Origin of the sequence: Streptomyces sp. DI166, assembly GCF_900091315.1 — a bacterium.
In the GTDB taxonomy this organism is placed as follows: Bacteria; Actinomycetota; Actinomycetes; order Streptomycetales; family Streptomycetaceae; genus Streptomyces; species Streptomyces fuscus.
This window is the reverse complement of sequence record NZ_FLSP01000006.1, coordinates 18,560-35,540: the sequence shown is the minus strand read 5'-3', so window position 1 is coordinate 35,540 and position 16,981 is coordinate 18,560. Positions and strand designations below refer to the sequence as shown.

The 16,981-nt window shown below is 68.5% G+C and carries 15 protein-coding genes; 5 read left to right on the top strand and 10 right to left on the bottom strand.

Translation table 11 applies throughout. The features are described 5' to 3' along the window. Positions 1-75: 75 nt before the first annotated feature. Positions 76-1,005 carry a calcium-binding protein gene (locus GA0115233_RS42205; RefSeq protein ID WP_176711642.1) on the bottom strand — a complete coding sequence of 310 codons (930 nt, stop codon included), beginning with the start codon at positions 1,003-1,005 and terminating at the stop codon, positions 76-78. Between the two features lie 251 nt (positions 1,006-1,256). Next, a complete protein-coding gene (locus tag GA0115233_RS04625; protein ID WP_093718778.1) occupies positions 1,257-2,012 on the bottom strand; it encodes a hypothetical protein in 756 nt (251 codons plus the stop codon). 137 nt (positions 2,013-2,149) lie between these two features. Between GA0115233_RS04625 and GA0115233_RS04620 the strand changes: the two genes are divergently transcribed. The 4 genes from GA0115233_RS04620 to GA0115233_RS04605 all read left to right on the top strand — a co-directional run bounded on the left by GA0115233_RS04620 (position 2,150) and on the right by GA0115233_RS04605 (position 5,249). Next, on the top strand, positions 2,150-2,881 hold the full coding sequence (locus GA0115233_RS04620; protein WP_093718777.1) for an alpha/beta fold hydrolase: 732 nt from the start codon (positions 2,150-2,152) through the stop codon (positions 2,879-2,881). 68 nt (positions 2,882-2,949) lie between these two features. Then, positions 2,950-3,729: a maleylpyruvate isomerase family mycothiol-dependent enzyme gene (locus GA0115233_RS04615; protein WP_093718776.1), complete on the top strand. Its 780-nt coding sequence runs from the start codon at positions 2,950-2,952 to the stop codon at positions 3,727-3,729. A 254-nt stretch (positions 3,730-3,983) separates the two neighbouring features. Then, positions 3,984-4,676, top strand: a complete 693-nt coding sequence (locus GA0115233_RS04610; protein WP_093718872.1) for a methyltransferase domain-containing protein — start codon at positions 3,984-3,986, stop codon at positions 4,674-4,676. A 60-nt stretch (positions 4,677-4,736) separates the two neighbouring features. Next, on the top strand, positions 4,737-5,249 hold the full coding sequence (locus tag GA0115233_RS04605; RefSeq protein ID WP_093718775.1) for an NUDIX domain-containing protein: 513 nt from the start codon (positions 4,737-4,739) through the stop codon (positions 5,247-5,249). A gap of 10 nt (positions 5,250-5,259) precedes the next feature. On the opposite strand, the gene GA0115233_RS04600 is transcribed toward GA0115233_RS04605, so the two are convergent. The 5 genes from GA0115233_RS04600 to GA0115233_RS04580 all read right to left on the bottom strand — a co-directional run bounded on the left by GA0115233_RS04600 (position 5,260) and on the right by GA0115233_RS04580 (position 10,235). Then, a complete protein-coding gene (locus GA0115233_RS04600) occupies positions 5,260-5,805 on the bottom strand; it encodes a hypothetical protein (RefSeq protein ID WP_093718774.1) in 546 nt (181 codons plus the stop codon). A gap of 2 nt (positions 5,806-5,807) precedes the next feature. Continuing rightward, a complete protein-coding gene (gene ctaD / locus GA0115233_RS04595) occupies positions 5,808-7,397 on the bottom strand; it encodes an aa3-type cytochrome oxidase subunit I (RefSeq protein ID WP_255310051.1) in 1,590 nt (529 codons plus the stop codon). A 360-nt stretch (positions 7,398-7,757) separates the two neighbouring features. Further along, entirely contained in the window at positions 7,758-8,333 is a 576-nt protein-coding gene (locus GA0115233_RS04590) for a TetR/AcrR family transcriptional regulator (protein WP_093718772.1), read from the bottom strand. Positions 8,334-8,394: 61 nt separating this feature from the next. Then, positions 8,395-9,111 (bottom strand): ABC transporter ATP-binding protein, encoded by a 717-nt coding sequence (locus GA0115233_RS04585; protein WP_093718771.1) that lies wholly within the window; start codon positions 9,109-9,111, stop codon positions 8,395-8,397. Next, positions 9,108-10,235 carry an ABC transporter permease gene (locus tag GA0115233_RS04580; protein ID WP_093718770.1) on the bottom strand — a complete coding sequence of 376 codons (1,128 nt, stop codon included), beginning with the start codon at positions 10,233-10,235 and terminating at the stop codon, positions 9,108-9,110. The genes GA0115233_RS04585 and GA0115233_RS04580 overlap by 4 nt, the downstream gene beginning before the upstream one ends. Positions 10,236-11,318: 1,083 nt before the next feature. Between GA0115233_RS04580 and GA0115233_RS04570 the strand changes: the two genes are divergently transcribed. Further along, a complete protein-coding gene (locus GA0115233_RS04570) occupies positions 11,319-13,331 on the top strand; it encodes a glycosyl hydrolase (protein ID WP_093718768.1) in 2,013 nt (670 codons plus the stop codon). Positions 13,332-13,474: 143 nt separating this feature from the next. Here the strand turns inward: GA0115233_RS04570 and GA0115233_RS04565 are convergent, their stop codons facing one another. The 3 genes from GA0115233_RS04565 to GA0115233_RS04555 all read right to left on the bottom strand — a co-directional run bounded on the left by GA0115233_RS04565 (position 13,475) and on the right by GA0115233_RS04555 (position 16,712). Next, on the bottom strand, positions 13,475-14,332 hold the full coding sequence (locus tag GA0115233_RS04565) for a carbohydrate ABC transporter permease (RefSeq protein WP_093718767.1): 858 nt from the start codon (positions 14,330-14,332) through the stop codon (positions 13,475-13,477). Then, the gene (locus GA0115233_RS04560) at positions 14,329-15,303 is read right to left on the bottom strand and encodes a carbohydrate ABC transporter permease (protein ID WP_093718766.1); all 975 of its coding nucleotides are present in this window, start codon (positions 15,301-15,303) and stop codon (positions 14,329-14,331) included. Before GA0115233_RS04560 ends, GA0115233_RS04565 begins: the two co-directional genes overlap by 4 nt. A gap of 83 nt (positions 15,304-15,386) precedes the next feature. After that, a complete protein-coding gene (locus GA0115233_RS04555; RefSeq protein WP_093718765.1) occupies positions 15,387-16,712 on the bottom strand; it encodes an ABC transporter substrate-binding protein in 1,326 nt (441 codons plus the stop codon). Positions 16,713-16,981: the final 269 nt, after the last annotated feature.

The following is a 16,981-nucleotide window of genomic DNA, read 5'->3' as shown; positions in this document are numbered from 1 at the left end:
CTTTTCAGTCCGCGACCTCGATCGAGTCACGGGCGACGTCCCGACCGGGCTGGGAGCGGGAGACGTTGAGGTCCGCTACGGGACCCTGGTCACCGCCTCGCAGGCAAGGGCCAGGTCACCTGTACCCGCTTCCCCGTCGCAGGTGTCGCTGTCCGGCCCTCCGTTGAGCACGTCGTTCCCCGGCCCGGCCCGCAGCGTATCGCTGCCCGCGTCGCCGGAGAGGAGATCCCGCCCGCCCGCGCTGCCCACGGTCATGGCCTGGTCGAAGTCGACGTTGTCCCCGAACAACGTGTCGTCTCCGGCACGGCCAACGAGTTGGTCGGTACCGGCCCGAAGGGAGTTGTCCGCCCAGTTGTCGCCGACCAGGAGGTCACCCGCCGTGCCACCTCGGATCACGTCGTTGCCCGCACTGGTCGCCACACCGCCCCGCGTCAGGAGGTTGTTGTCACCGATGGCGAACCGTCCGCCGTCGGCGCCCAAGTCCAGGAGGTCGTTCCCCGCCCCGGTGGCGACGGTGCCCGCCTGGCCGTCACCATGCAGCTCGTCGACCCCTGGGCCGCCGTTCAGGATGTCGTTTCCGGCTCCTGTCGTACGGCCGATGAAGGAATTGTTGTCCCCGGCCAGACGATCGTCGCCCGCTCCACCCTCGATGCGGTCATTTCCCGCGCCCGACGCATTTCCGCTGACGGCTACGTTGTCACCAGTGCCGCGGTCGTTCCCGTCGCCCAGAAGCAGGACATCGTTGCCGTCACTGGCGACCACGTCGCCACTCGCGCTGAAGAGGTCCCCACGCACCATGTCGTCGCCAGGGCCGGCATCGATCCAATCATTGCCGGTGCCTCCCTGGATCGAATCACCCCCCGCCAGTCCGCAGATGAGGTCATGTCCGCCGCGGCCGTCGATCGTGTCGGCACCGGGGGACCCGACGATGACGTCGTTGCCCGGAGTGCCGGTGAGGGTTCCGGCGCCCGTGATCGTGGCCGGCACCCCGAAGCAGGTGGCCACGGCCGCGTGGGCCGGGACGCCCGGCAGTGCCAGGGTGAACAGTGCGGCCGCAGCGATCACGGACGAGCCCGTGCGGCCCGGGCGGAGTGAGTCGCTGAGGGACGCGCGCGAGCAGGTGAGTCGGTAACGCTTCAATGTGGCCTCCGAGCGGATCGCCGTCGTCCGGCATGTCATCTCAAGTGATCATCGACACGGACCGGGTGTGGACGCGGTATGCACGCCCGCGATCACGAGGCTCTCCATCGGATGGCCTACTGTGTCGCCCCCTGTGCCTCGGTGAGGGCTCGTTCCCTGACACCGCCGAACAACTGCATCGTGGTGGCCGCAAGGATGTCGTCCTTGCCGATGGTCCGCCCGTCCCCCCTGCGCGTGGAGAGAGCCGGCGAATCCTTGAGGTGCGGCGGTGGGGCCGACTCACCCGGCATCGCCAGGGCTACCGCACCGAAGCGCTTGACCCCGCCCTCACGGACGACCATGACCGCGTCCCGGGCAAGGTCCGTCAGGAACGCGCTCGCGATTCCGTCCAGGTCGCGGACCATGACAGGGACAGCAGTGACACCCTGGCTCCGCAGCAGCTTCTTGACTCCGGCCTCGAACCTGTGGGCGCCGACCAAGGCACTCGGTTTGGGCGCCCCCTTGCCCTTGCGCGGCACGACGACGCCATCGGCGTCGTACCGGACACCGGTCAGGCCCCAGAACGTCGGGCTGTGGTCGTACCACTTGGTCCCCACCTCGACCTCGACGTTCCGGTCGATCGCCGAGAGAAGGTCCCTGGGGATCAGCTTCCTTCGCGCTTCCTCGGCCGCCGCCCTCCTCGCACCCGCGATGATCTCCGTCAGCACGGTCCGTGTCACCGAGGCGGCGGCGCACACGGCAGCTTGCGAGACGTGCATCCAAGTCACGTCCCTCAGCACCGCTTTGACGAGGGAGGGCTTGAACGGCGCGGAGTGCGGCGTCAAGGCGGTGTTGCAGTCGTGGCGCTCAGGATGTGCGAGCCGGGTGGTCATCGGATGGAGCCCTCCCCTGTTGTCGGAGTTGTCAAAGGCCCAGACTTCACCATGCTGCCCCAGCCACCATTCAGGCCCGGCACCATGATCAACCGGCTTGGTACAGTCGGCCGGACGCCACATCCTTGGGGGAGTTGATGACGGCAGCGGACGCAGTGCCCATTGTGTTCGTGCACGGCACACGCTTCAGCGCTGGACAGTGGAGCATGCAACTCGCCGCACTCCAGGACGAGTTCCCGGTTCTCGCCGTCGATCTGCCGGGCCACGCCAAGCGTTCGGCCGAACCCTGGAGCCTGAACAGCGCGACCGAGATCATCGCCTCCGCGGTGGACTCGCTCGGCCATGGCCCGGCTCTGGTCGTCGGGCACTCACTCGGCGGATACGCCTCGCTGGAGTTCGCACGCCGCCACCCGAAACGCCTGCGCGGGCTGGTCCTCGCCGGTGCCAGCGCCTCCACGCGCGGCCTCTGGGCAACGCCCTATCGCTGGGTCGCAAGACTGGTCCCCCGCATACCGGCGGACCGGCTCACCCAGTGGCACGACCGGTTCCTGCGGCGGCTCTATCCGCCGGAAGTTGTCGAGGCGACCATCCGTTCCGGCTACGCCTTCCACACCCTGCCCGCAGCCTGGGACGAGGTACTGGGACGCTTCGACGCGGACTCAATGCGCTTCGTACAAGCCCCTGTTCTGATTCTCAACGGCGAGAGGGACCCCGCCTTCCGGTCCGGCGAGGCGGAGTTCGCCCGCGCGCATCCCGACGCCCGTATCGAGTTGGTCCCGCGAGCGCGGCATCTCGCCAACTTCGACGCCCCAGACGCCTTCACGGACGCGGTCCGCCGCTTCGCCCGGGAACTCCCGGCAGTTGGCTGATCAGGCGGCCGGGCCGGGAAACTCGCTGTACATGCGCCGCGACGTGGTGATAGGCACCCTAGGTGACCATGACACCTGAGTTCTCCGGCCTCCTGCGCCTGATAGACGAACGCTCCGTCGACTTCCGCGCGACGCTCGGCTCCGCCCCCAGCCTGGACGCACCAGTGCCGACCTGCCCCGGGTGGACCCTGTTCGACCTGGCGCAGCACTTGGGCGGAGGCGACCGCTACTGGGCCGCCCTGGTCGGTGCGGGACCCGCCGATGCCCCGGCGCCCGAGGCCCTCGCCGCGCGGGCGGCCCTGACCCCGCCGCGCGAGCCCGAGGCCCTGCTGGCATGGCTGGCCGAGTCGACGCGGACACTCCTCAATGCTCTGCGCGAGGCGGGTCAGGAGGGCGGCTGCTGGACGTGGTGGCCTGCGTCGCAGTCGCCGCAGAACGCCGCCGGCGTCGCCCGGCACCGGGTCCAGGAGACCACGGTGCACACCTACGACGTTCAGGTCGCCCTCGGCGCCCCGCAGCCGCTTCCGGACGACGTGGCACTCGACGGTGTCGACGAGTTCCTGTCCACCTGCTGCGCGACGACGGCCGCCTGGCCCCACAAACCCACCGCCTTCGACTTCCACACCACGGAGGGCTTCTCCTGGCGCCTCACGGTCGACGCGAACGGAGCACGCGTTACCCGCCTTCCCCGCACCGCCGAGGACCCGGACACAAGCGGCGTCTCCGTCACCGGCACGGCAAGTGAACTGGTGCTCTACCTCTACGACCGCATCCGGGCCGAAGACCTGCGGGTCGACGGAGAAGCCGAACTGCTGGACCTGCTGCGGGCCTGGGAGCCCGAGGAGTAGTTCACGACCAGGGACGGCCTGGAGCAGGCGCGGCCTCCGGACGACACCTACGAGGTCCAACTCGGGGTGACACCCTCGGCGTTTCGGCCACCCCGGACCGGAGTCGTGCCCGTTGCGCGGCAAGGGTCGGTGCATCGCACAAGCTCCGCCGCGCGCTCTATCGCGGGGTTCCAGGTCCGTCCGAAACACATGTGTTCGAACTCCGGGCGGGGTCGTTGATCCGTGTGACCGAGCCGGCGTCGACGAGGAGCACCGTGCCCGACTACGAGACGCAGAATCTGGACACCTGGACCGCGTACGGCGCCCATCAGCTCACGCGAGACGTCGTGCTGCCTGAGCTTGACCAGTGGGCATGGACCATCACCGGGGTCGGGCCCGGCAGTGAGGTGCTGGAGGAGGTACGGGGCCTGCGCGTGCTCGAACTCGGCAGTGGGCTCGGCCGGCATGCCGCATCCGTGGCGGCCATGGGCGCGTCGGTCACCGCCGTCGACTCCTCCCCCACCCAGCACCAGCGCGCAGTCGCCCGATACCCCGGTACGCCCGGCCTGCACCTGGTGTGCGCCGACGCCGTTGCCCACTTGAGCGACGCCGACCCGTACGACCTGATCTACTCCGTCAGCGCCGTGCACTTCACGGATCCGTGTCGGCTCCTGCCCGCTCTGGCCCAGGGGCTCAAGCCCGGCGGACGCTTCGTCTTCAGCGTCCTGCACACCAACTCCCGTGGCGACGGCCCCTCGGACGCCGTGATCGCACGACCCGAGGCGCTGCGGCTGCCCGGCACCGACCAGGAACTCCCCGGGCACATGTGGGTCCTCACGCCGCAGTTGTGGGAGGGGCTCCTCGCCGAGCACGGGCTCGTCCTGGACTCGGTCACCGCGATCGACGCCCCGGAGGCGGACAACCGTGCCTCGTACCGGCTGTACGTGTCCCACCGGACGGCAGCCTGACCCGCCTGCGCACCCCGGAACCTCTACCGAATTCCCCAACCCGACCGCACGGAGCACTACATGACCCAGAACCCCACCTGGCTTCCCCCCGAGGTGTACGCCGAGACGCTGCCGAAGGCGACGATGTTCGGTGCCGTCTTCTTCACCGACGAGCGTGACCAGCCGGTGCAGTTGCGCTCCGTGTACTCGGTGGAGGTACACCCCTGGCAGTGGCCCGGTGGGACTGCCGAGGCGGGTGAGCGGCCGTGGGAGACGGCGGTGCGCGAGTGCGAGGAGGAGACCGGGATCGTCGTACCGGGGCCTCCACGGCTGCTGGCAGCGGTGTTCGGATTGCCCGGGGCGCAATGGCCGTACGCCACGGCCGGTTTCGTGTTCGACGGGGGGCGTCTCACGGAGCGGCAGATCAAGGGCATCCGGCTCGATCCGGGCGAGCACTCCGAGGTGCTGGCCCTGCCGCTCGCACAGTGGCGGCCGCTCATGCCCGAGCGGGACTTCGTCCGTCTGGAGGCGGCCATGGAGGCCCGGCGCACCGGCCGGGCCGCCTACATCGGTTCCTGGGACTGGGAAGTGTGAACCCCGGGCCTCAGGTTCGGGGCGGTGTGCGCCGGGTCGTGCGCACGTAGGTGATCGCGAGGGTGAGGAAGACCGCGACCACACCGGTCGGCAGGACGAGCGCCGCCAGCCAGGCCGAGCCGTCCTCCGGACCGGCGGCCACCCTGAGGATCGCGGTGACCGCCCCGGTGGTGAGGCCGGTGCCCACGAGGACGGCGACCACGCGCCGGGAGGGGTCGGGACCGGGCAGGGGCTGCCCCTGGCTCAGCTGCGACCACTGGCGGGCGGCCTCGTGTGTCTCGCGCCGGTGCTGCACCGCCGCGCACACCCGCAGCGCGACGGTGACGGCGGCGCCCGCGCCAGCCACGGCGGCGGGAAGCCACCACGCCTCGGCCAGCATCAGCAGTACGGCGATGATCCCGGCCGTGCTCCAGCCGCTCAGGCAGGCGGCCGCCGCGGTGCGGCGGGACACCGGCCGGTCCGCCCCCGCGCGCAGGTCGGCGAGGGCGGGGACGTACCAGACGCAGCCCGCGGCGGTCACGGTCGCGACGCCGAGTGCCCATATGGCGTGGGCCATGGTCAGCTCGCCGTTTCGAGCTCGGCGATCTCGGGGTGGTGCAGGTCGAACGCCGGGGACTCGGAGCGGATTCGCGGCAGGGTGGTGAAGTTGTGCCGCGGGGGCGGGCAGGAGGTGGCCCACTCCAGGGAACGGCCGTAGCCCCAGGGGTCGTCCACCTCGATCTTCTTGCCGTACTTGGCGGTCTTCCAGACGTTGTAGAAGAACGGCAGCAGCGACAGGCCGAGGACGAACGAGCCGATCGAGGACAGGGTGTTGAGGGCGGTGAAGCCGTCGGCCGCGAGGTAGTCGGCGTAGCGGCGCGGCATGCCCTCGGCGCCGAGCCAATGCTGGACGAGGAAGGTGCCGTGGAAGCCGACCGTGAGCGTCCAGAAGGTGATCTTGCCGAGGCGTTCGTCGAGCATCTTGCCGGTGAACTTCGGCCACCAGAAGTGGAATCCGGCGAACATCGCGTACACCACCGTGCCGAAGAGCGTGTAGTGGAAGTGGGCGACGACGAAGTAGGTGTCGGACACATGGAAGTCCAGCGGCGGCGAGGCCAGGATGACGCCGGTCAGGCCACCGAAGGTGAAGGTGACCAGGAAGCCGGTGGCCCACAGCATCGGGGTCTCGAAGCTCAGTGAGCCCTTCCACATAGTGCCGATCCAGTTGAAGAACTTCACACCTGTCGGCACCGCGATCAGGAAGGTCATGAAGGAGAAGAACGGCAGCAGGACACCGCCGGTGACGTACATGTGGTGCGCCCACACCGTCACCGACAGGCCGGCGATGGCGATCGTGGCGCCGATCAGGCCCATGTAGCCGAACATCGGCTTACGGCTGAAGACCGGGATGACCTCGGAGACGATGCCGAAGAACGGCAGCGCCAGGATGTACACCTCGGGGTGACCGAAGAACCAGAACAAGTGCTGCCACAGCAGTGCGCCGCCGTTGGCGGCATCGAATATGTGGCTGCCGAACCGGCGGTCGCATTCGAGGGCGAACAGCGCGGCCGCCAACACCGGGAACACCATGAGGATCAGAACGCCGGTCAGCAGGACGTTCCAGGTGAAGATCGGCATGCGGAACATGGTCAGGCCGGGGGCGCGCATGCAGATGATCGTGGTGATGAAGTTGACCGCGCCCGCGATCGAGCCGAAGCCGGACAGGGCCACGCCCATGATCCACAGGTCGGCGCCGATACCGGGCGAGTAGACCTCGTTGGACAGCGGGGCGTACAGGAACCAGCCGAAGTCGGCGGCACCGCCCGGGGTAAGGAAGCCGCCCGCCGCGATGAGCGAGCCGAACAGGAACAGCCAGAAGGCCAGCATGTTCAGCCGCGGGAACGCCACGTCCGGGGCGCCGATCTGGAGCGGCATGATCCAGTTGGCGAATCCGGTGAACAGCGGCATCGCGAACAGCAGCAGCATGACCGAGCCGTGCATGGTGAAGGCCTGGTTGAACTGCTCGTTCGACATGATCTGCATGCCGGGGCGGGCGAGTTCGGCGCGCATCATCAGCGCCATCACGCCGCCGACGATGAAGAAGACGAACGCGGAGACCAGGTACATCGTCCCGATCTTCTTGTGGTCGGTCGTCGTCAGCCAGTCCACCCAGGACGCCCGGTGGGCCGGTTCGTGTCCCCGTTCGCCGGGGTCCCCGCCCGCAGGGCTCACAGCGCTCGGCCGCGCGATCCCCACCTGCTCTATTTGTGCCTCGTCCACCGGACGTCGTCCTCCCCAAGTGCTCATGTCCTTCACGAGCCGGGAAGTGCCAACAGCGAACGGGAGTGGCCTGGCCCTCCCGGCCGCCACCACATGATCACCGCAGGGCCCCCTGGTCCCGGTAGGGTCGACCGGTCCCTGTCAGGACCCGGGGACTGGGACCAATGGCCCTGTTCGCTCGGACAGGCCGCTTCCGTGCAGTTGTGCGAGCGGATCCTGAGTCTGAACCGGCGCGGGGCTTCAGGGCCCTTACTGCGTGAGGCAGCGGCGCACGAGTGCGAGGGTGCGCTGGGTGACTGTATCGAGGGGAGTGCCGTTCTCGACGGCACTCAAGGCGGTGTGCAGCATTCCGGCGATCAGGTCGGCCGTGAGCGCGGGCTCGGGGGCGCCGAGTTCGCGGACGGCGGCGCGGAACGGTTCGACCTGGTCCAGGTGGAGTTCCATCAGCCGTTGCTGGCAGGCCGGGGGAAGACCCGCGTTCATGAGGGCGACGGCGGGCCGGTGTGCGCCTTCGGCGCCCAGGCGGAGGCTTTCCGCGAAGAACGCCTCGACGCGTTCCAGGGGTCCGTTCGCGTCGGCCATAGCACGGGTGAGGGCCTCGTTGGAGCGCCGGAAGGCTTCCTCCGTGATGGTGGCCAGGAGAGCCGCCGAGGAGTCGAAGTACTGATAGACGCTGGAGCGGGCCAGGCCCGCGCGGGCGCCGACCGCCGCCGGTGTGACGGCGGCGGCGCCCTCGTTGACCAGGATGTCGATCGCCGCCCCGATCAGCGCCTCACGTTGCTGGGCACGGTGCTCGGCGACGGTCGAGGCGTTGATCTTCGGCATGCGGCGTGGGCTCCTGGAGGGGTGGACAGGGCCGGGCGTGCGGCGCCGGTCGGCGTTCCTGTCAGGACAGGCGGCCGTCGACCATCTCGTACACCCGGTCGGCAGCGTCCATTATCGCCGTGTCGTGGGTGACCATGACCGTGGCCGTCTTGCGCTCATGGGTCTGTTCGGCGATCAGCCGCACCGCCTCGGCGGACCGTTCCCGGTCCAGTGCCGAGGTGGGTTCGTCCACCAGCAGGACCGCGGGGGAGGTCATCAGGGCGCGGGCCAGGCCGGCGCGCTGGCGCTCGCCGCCCGACAGTTGGTGCGGACGGGCGCCGGTGCGGTGGGTCAGCCCGACGGCTTCGATGAGTTCGTCCGCGCGGGCCCGGGCAGCGGAGTCGAGGCGTCCCGCGATGTGCAGGGGCAGCAGGAGCTGTTCCCTGACGGTGAGGGAGGCCAGCAGGTTGGACTGCTGGAAGACGAAACCGATGTGGCGAAGGCGGGCCGCGGTGCGTTCCTTGTCCGACAGGGCGGTCAGCTCGGTACCGGCGATGTGCACGGAGCCCGAGGTGGGCCGCTGGAGGCCGCCGGCGACGGCGAGGAGGCTGGACTTGCCGGACCCGGAGGGGCCGACGACGGCGACGAACTCCCCGGGGGCGACAGTCAGGCCGACGTGGTCGAGGGCGGTGACGGCGGTGTCGCCGTCGCCGAGGGTGAGGGTGACGTCGTCCAGGCGCAGCCCGCCGGAGCGGTCGGTGTCCGCGGCGGCCTGCTGGTCGGTGGCGGGTGTGGTCATCGGGTGGCTCCCAGAGCGGTCAGGGGGTCGACGGCGGTGATACGGCGGACGGCGACGACAGCTCCCACGGTGCCGAAGAGGATGAGCAGACCGGAGGAGGTGGCGATGGCCGGGGCGGAGAGGGAAAAGGGGGCCTTGCCGATCATCGCGCTGCCCAGGGCCAGGCCGACGGCGGTGCCGAGGGCCGTGGCTGCGACGAGCACGGCCACGACCTGGGCGAGTGCGTCGCGCAGGATGTACCGGGAGGGGGCGCCCAGTGCCTTCAGCAGGGCGATCTCGGGCTTGCGCTGGACGGTCCAGACAGTGAAGAACGCGCCGATGACCAGGGCGGAGATGACGTAAAGGAAGCCCTTGATCAGGGCCATGGTGCTCGACTCTGCCTCGTAGCCGGGGGACGCGTCGAACGTGGCCTCCTTGGTCTCGGCGCGGGTCCCGGTCGCCTCCTCCACCGCGGCGACGTCGGCGCCCGGCGTCAGGGTCAGGGCGACGGCGGTGGCCTGCCGGCTCGCGGCCTCGGGGAGGTCGCCGGGCAGGCCGTAGTGCAGGTGCCGCCACGTGTCGAGGCCCGCGTAGACGACGCCGATGTGGCCGTAGGAGACGGTGTCGTCGACCAGCCCGACGACCTTCAGCCGCACCTCGCTCTTGTCCGCGGTCAGCACATCGCCGATCTCCACGCCCAGGTCGGCGATCTCCTCGGTGATCACGATGCCCGTACTGCCCTCCTTGAGGCCCTCACCCTTGCTGGGGCTGGGTGCCAGGGGCGAGTCCGGTGCCATGCCGAAGACGGCGAGGTTGACCTGCTCGCCCTTCTTGGCGCCCTCGGTCACCTGGGCATTGGCGAGGGTGTTCCCGAACGGCTCCGCGCGCTCCACTCCCGGGGCCTTGGCCCACGCCTGCCAGTCCTCCTCTTCCACGGTCGAGCGGGAGAACTGCTCGCTGGTCGCCTTCTCGTCGAAGGCCATGTGCGTCACGGGCAGCGCGCGCAGCCCGGATATACCGGCGTCCGCCAGCCCGGAGGCGAGCCCGGACAGGAGGACACCGAGTACGGCGATGAGCGCGACCACCGCGCCCATCAGAGCGAAGCGACCGCGGGCGAAGCGCAGATCGCGTAGGGCAAGGAACACGGAGCTCTCCGAGTGAGGAAGGAAATGAGGACACGACGGGGCGAGCCAGCTCGCCTCTTTGCCGCAACTTGACGACGTGGGCGTCGGCATCCTATCGGATGTTGCCGACGCGCCTGTCGGTATGTTGTGTCACCGATGTTCGTCAGCTCCTCGGCTCCTCGGCTCCTCGGCTCCTCAGCTCCTCAGCTCCTCAGCTGCGAAACACCCGCGCCGTCACCGGACGTGGGCCACCAGAGCACGCAGGACGGCCTCGCCGTGCGTCCGGAGCAAGAACCCCCCGCATCGGGAAGTGAGCGTCGCGACGCCACCGGGATCATCCGGCGACCGGGACCGTAATATCGCCACAGTGCGTCGGCGCTGCCGAAGCCCGCGAAGGACGCTTCGGCTGCCAGGGGGTCGTCCGCGACGGCGTCCACCATGCTCCTCACCTCCGGGGGCAGGGCGTCGGCGAAGCGGGGGTGGGCGAGTTCGTCGCTCCCGTTGGCCGCCAGAGCGAGTGCGAAGGGCGCCTCTTGCGAGAACCCCACCGCCAGCGGCGCCGCCAAATGCCCGCTCCTGGATGAGGTGCTGGATGCCGGTGGCCCGGGTCGTCAGGGTCTGGCCGGGACCCGGGCCGTATGCTCCGAGGCCGGGTCTGTCCAAGCTGACGAGCCGGATCCCGGCCGAGTCGACCACGTCACCGCCGAAACCGAGCCGGTCGCGCCTGTCCGCGCCGGGCTGGTTCCCGCACGCCGTAGTCCATGATGCGCAGCGTCCCGGACGGGTTCCTGCACCTCACCACCAATTCCACGACGCCCTGTCGAACACTAACCGGTTAAGCACATCGTCGAAACAGGTCCACCCATCGACCCCAACCCCCGGAGTGAATCCGAGAAGCCTCAATGAGCTGCTCAGATTTGCGCCATCCGGTGTCGCCACCCGGCAGACCAGAGTCCCGAATACGCACCCCTGAGCACTCCTCCCATCGCCAATTCACTAAACCGGTTACTTAACTTCCGCAGCAGCATGGACAACGCTGTCGTGATCCAGCAAAGTCGGCAGCACTTCCCCGTGGCGAGAGCCGACCCCTTCCTAGGAGACGCCATGCACAGACCTGCCGTGAACCGCCGTTCGTTCGTCCTTCTCGGCGCCACAGCCGCGGTGGCGAGCGCCGGTATACCCATGGCCTCGGCAGCGCCCCGCTCCACTGCTTCGGCCGGCGCGCCGATGCCGGTCAGGATCGTCGACGACAAGGCGACGAGCGCCACGCGCGCACTGTTCGCCTTCCTGATGCGGCAGCAGGGCAAGGGTGTTCTCTTCGGTCACCAGCACGCCCTGTCCTACGGGTTCACGTTCCCCACGCAGGACGGCGAGTCGTCCGACACCAAGGCCGCCGTGGGCGACCACCCGGCACTGTTCGGCTGGGACACCCTCGTCCTCGACGGCGACGAACGCCCCGGCAGCAAGGAGCAGACCGAGGCGGAGAACATCGCCGCGCTGACCCGGTGCTTCCAGCAGGCGGACACCCTGGGCGGCATCAACACGCTCAGTGCGCACATGCCGAACTTCGTCACGGGCGAGGACTTCTACGACACCTCCGGACGTGTCGTCTCGCAGATCCTGCCGGGCGGCGCCAAGCACGCCCAGTACAACGCCTTCCTCGACCGCGTCGCCAAGGCCGTCAAGGGCGCGCGGCGCGAGGACGGCACACTGATCCCGGTCATCTTCCGCCCCTTCCACGAGAACAACGGCGGCTGGTTCTGGTGGGGAGCCGGGCACACCACCTCGGCGGAGTACATCGAGATCTTCCGCTACACCGTCGAGTACCTGCGCAACACCAGGCGCGTGCGCAACCTGCTCTACTCCTACTCCCCCAACTCCAGCTTCGGCGGCGACGCCTCGGGCTACCTGAAGACCTACCCCGGCGACGGTTACGTCGATGTCCTCGGCTACGACGCCTACGACAACTCCGCGGGCTCGGAAGCCTGGTTGGAGGGCCTGGTCAAGGACCTGGCGATGGTGGTGCGGCTGGCGGAGGAGAAGGGGAAGGTCCCGGCCTACACCGAGTTCGGCGAGAGCGGGGAGGAGGGGCGCAACCCTCGGTGGTTCACCGAGCTGCTGGGCGCCATAAAGGCCGACCCGGTGGCCCGCCGGGTGACGTACATGCAGACCTGGGCCAACTTCGGCGGCGATGCCCGGCAGTACGTGCCGGTTCCGGGCCACGCGCTGCACGCGGACTTCGTCCAGTACGCCAAGGACCCGTACACCGTCTTCGCCCGTGATCTGCGGGGCGTGTACGCCGCGCGCACCAGGGCCCTGCCCAACGCCCCGTTCCTGCACCTGGTGACTCCCACCGACCGGCAGCGCCTGACCGGCCCCGAGACCACGGTCCGTGTGCGGGCGACCCATGCGATGCCGAGCCGTGTCACGTACGCGGTGAACGGCGGGCGCGCCCGGCGGCTGCGCCTGGACGCGGACGGGTTCTACTCCGGACGCTGGAAGATCGACCCCGCCTGGCTGGACAACCGTTCCGTGACCCTCTCGGTGGACGCCCGGGTGCACGGCAGGACGCTCACCGACTCCGCCCTGCTCCTCCTCGGCGAGGTCGCCCCGCTGCCGCCCGGCTGGATCGACGACTTCGAGGGGTACGCCGGCGACGACACCACGCTCAGCGAGGCCTACAGCCACATCAACGCCAACACCACCGCCCTCTCCCCCGACCACAAGGCCTCGGGCTCCTACGGGCTGGCGTACGCTTACGACTTCAGCAGTGCCGGGTACACCGGCATCGGCAAGTCGGTCGACGCCGACTGGACCGCGTTCTCGTCACTGGCGCTGTGGCTCCAGGGCGACGGTTCGGGCAGCGGCGCGACACTCCAAGTCGTGGCCGGTGGTGTCTACTTCGAGTACAACGTCCCGCTGTCCGACACGAGCGGCCGCGAAATCAGGGCGCCCTTCAGTGAGTTCGCACCGGCTCCCTGGGACACCGCCCATGCCGGGGACGTACTCGACACCGCGCACCTCGCGGACGTGACGGCGTTCAACCTGTATCTCGGCCATGGGGACGGGGCCGCGGTCAAGGGAGTTGTGTACGTAGACGACATCAGGGCCGAGTGACCCTCCGGGTCCGTGGCCGACGACCCTCCCGCCCCCTCGCGCTTCTGCGAGGGGGCGGCGTTTCGTACGCCATCGGGGCCCCTTCAGAGGAGGGGGGAGGACCGGCACCGCCGGTCCTCCCCCCTCCGTCGAACTGCGTCCCGCTACTTGCTCGCCCCCTGGGCGAAGCCGTTGTAGATGTACCGCTGCAGGAACAGGAAGACGAGCAGCGTGGGGACGATGACCAGGATGGCCCCGGCCGAGATCGTCTCCCAGTGCGCGCCGTAGGGGCCCTTGAAGCGGAACAGGGCGGTGGACATCGTGCCGAGGTCCTCGGAGGGCATGTACAGGAACGGGATGTAGAAGTCGTTGTAGGTGGTGATGCCCTTGATGATGACCACGGTCGCGATGGCCGGCTTCAGCATCGGGAAGATGATTTTCCGGTAGATGGTGAAGGCGTTCGCGCCGTCCAGGCGGGCCGCCTCGTCCACCGAGATCGGGATACCGCGGATGAACTGCAGGAAGATGTAGATGGACACGATGTCAGTGCCCATGTACAGCAGGATCGGCGCCCAGCGGGTGTCGAAGAGGCCGAAGCTGTTGACGACTTGGAAGGTCGCGACCTGCGTCGTCACACCTGGGACGAGCGTCGCGACCAGGAACAGCGCCATGATCAGCTTCTTGAAGCGGAACTCGAAGCGGTCGATCGCGTACGCCGTCATGGAGCCGATGATCACGGTGCCGGTGATGGAGAACAGCAGGATGAACGCCGTGTTCCCGAAGGCGGTGAGCATGTGGCCGTCGGAGAAGGCGGTCACGTAGTTGTCGAAGTTCAGCCAGTTGTCGGGCAGGGCCAGCGCGTCCTTGCCCCCGGCGACCTCCTCCGATGTCTTCAGCGAGGTCAGGAAGACCACGCTGAGCGGGACCAGGACGACCAGGGATGCCGCGATGAGGACCAGGTAGGTCAGCGGGGTGGCGATGCCCAGGCGCCGGCGGGGCCTGGGGGGTGCGGTCAAGGTCATACGATGTCCACCCTCTCGTCGGGCACGAGACGGCGCTGGATCCAGGTGATCAGCAGGATGATCGCCAGCAGCACCACGGCGCAGGCCGAGGCGAGGCCCGTCTTGTTGAACTGGAAGGCCAGCTTCACGGTCTGGATGACGAAGGTCGACGTCCCCGTCGCACCGCCCGTCATGATGTACGGGATCTCGAAGACCGACAGCGAGCCGGAGATCGCCAGGATGACGCTGAGGCTGAGCACCGGCCGGATGCCCGGCGCGATGATGTGCCGGAACTGCTGCCAGCGGCTCGCGCCGTCGAGCTGGGCGGCTTCGTAGAGCTCGCCGGGGATCGACTGGATGGCGCCGAGGAAGAGCACGAAGTTCAGACCGGTGAACCTCCAGACGGAGACTCCGGCGAGCGAGGTGTTCGCGGACTCCGGGTCGCCCAGCCAGGCGTGGTCGGTGTGCACACCGACCAGGGACAGCACCGAGTCGAGGGTGCCGCCGTCCTGGAAGAAGTACAGGAAGACGAAACCGATCGCGACGCCGTTGATCAGGTACGGGAAGAAGAGGATGCCCTTGAAGACGTTCCGGAAGCGCAGGTTGAAGCTGAGCACGGTGGCGAAGTACAGGGCGATCGCGATCTGCACGACGGACGCGGCGAGGTAGTACAGGCTCACCGCGAAGACCCGGAACATGTCCGAGCGGGTGAAGACGTCGGTGTAGTTCTCCCCGCCCACGTAGCTGCGGTCGGGGCTGACGCCGTCCCAGTCGGTGAAGCTGTAGTAGATCATGTTGCCCACCGGGACGTAGGTGAACGTCACCAGGAGGGCGAGGGGGGCGAGCAGGAAGAGCCAGGGGGTCAGACGCCGCAGCGGCAGGTCACGCCAGGAGCGTCCGCCCGGCGCTTTTTGGCGGGCGCGGTGTCTTGCCGTGCGGTCCTGTTTGGCGACCGGCGCGGGCGGTGAGGTGGTGGATACGGTTCGGGACATGAGGGCCAGGGCCTTTCGTCATCCGCTGATCGGCGGTGCGCGCCGGGTCCCGGCCGGGGGCCGGGACCCGGGCACCCGGCACGTCAGGAGCCGGCGTTCTGCCTGGCCTCGGACCAGCGCTTGTTCAGTTCGTCGAAGTAGCCCTGGAGCGAGCCGTCCTGCGCGCCGCGGGCGATGTCGATGAGCTTCTGGCGGTAGTCCGGCTTGTTCAGGCCGATCTCCGCGGCATCGTCGATGGCGTTGACCTCGGCGGTCTTGTCCTCAGAACGTTCCACCATCTTGACATCGTTGTCAACGTAGTCCTTGAGCGTGGACGGCAGCGGAGCCGACCGCAGCACCGAGACCGCGCCCTCCTTCTCGGAGTAGCCGGACTCCTCGGTGAACCAGTCGATCCAGGCCCGGGCGGCCTCCTTGTTGTCGGAGTGGATGTTCACGGCCTGCTGGTAGTCGGAGACGAGCGTGGCGCAGAACTTGCCGTTGGTCTGCGCGGGCACCGGCATGAAGCCGATGTCGTCGGGGTTGGTCCCGGCGTCCTCGGCGGCGGCCCGCATCTGGTTGATGGCCCAGGAGCCGAGCATCATGCTGCCGACCTCACCCTTGGCCAGGAGCGTCTTGGAGCTCTCCCAGTTCGTGGTGCTCGGGTCCTTCTCGGTCAGCTTCTGGTCGACCATGTCGTGCAGGAGCTTGTCGAGCGTGTTGAGGTCGCTGCCCTTGGCCCAGGGCGCGTCCGAGGCCGACAGCGTGTCGAGCGCCTTGCTGTTGCAGCTGACGGCGCCCACGCCGTTGGTCCACTGGCCGCTCAGGGGCCAGGCGTCCTTGAAGTTGGTGTAGTACGGGGTGGCGCCGGTCTTGTCCTTGACGGTCTTGAGGTCGGCGAGGAACTCCTCCGGCGTGGTCGGCCAGTCCGTGATGCCGGCCTTCTTCCACACGGCCTTGTTGTAGACGAAGCCGCTGGCGGTGCCGAAGGTGCCGATGCCGTAGACCTTGCCGTCCACCTCCGTCTTGCCGGTGAACAGGTACTTCGAGCTCATCGTCGACGCCTCGCCGAGCGGCGCGAAGAACTTCGGGTAGTCACCCTTCGAGACCGCGCCGGGGATGAGGAGGACGTCACCGTAGTTCTCGGTGTTCATCCGGATCTTGACCTCACCCTCGTAGTCGGTGATGGCCTCGAACTTCACCTTCACCTTGGGGTAGGTCTTGTTGAACTCCGCCGCGTACTTCTTCATCGTGCCGTCCTGCACGAGGTCCGTACGGTTGGTCAGCACCGTGATGCTGCCGGACGCGCTCTTCGGGTTCAGCGGCGCGACCGCGGACTCATCAGGGTTCGGCGTGCCGCCCCCGCTGCACGCCGTGGTGACCGTCAGCACCGCGGTGGCCAGCATCGCGGCACTCAGCGTTCTTGTTCCCATACGCCCCACTCCTCCAAGGATTACGGCTCGGGCTTCGTCAGTTGCCGGGGACTATGCCAGCCCGTTGGTGAACCGGTAAAGCTCCTCACACATCCGCGATACTTAATCGTTACATGCACTAGCGGGCATTTTCAGATGCACTCCCTCTACCTGCGTGTTTGCGTCGGAGTCCAAGAAACGGAAGGGGACTAGACCGGTTCATGCAATCGGCGTTAGGTTGACTCGGTCGTCACACGCACGACGCCACGTGTTCTGCCAAGAGGAGCCGC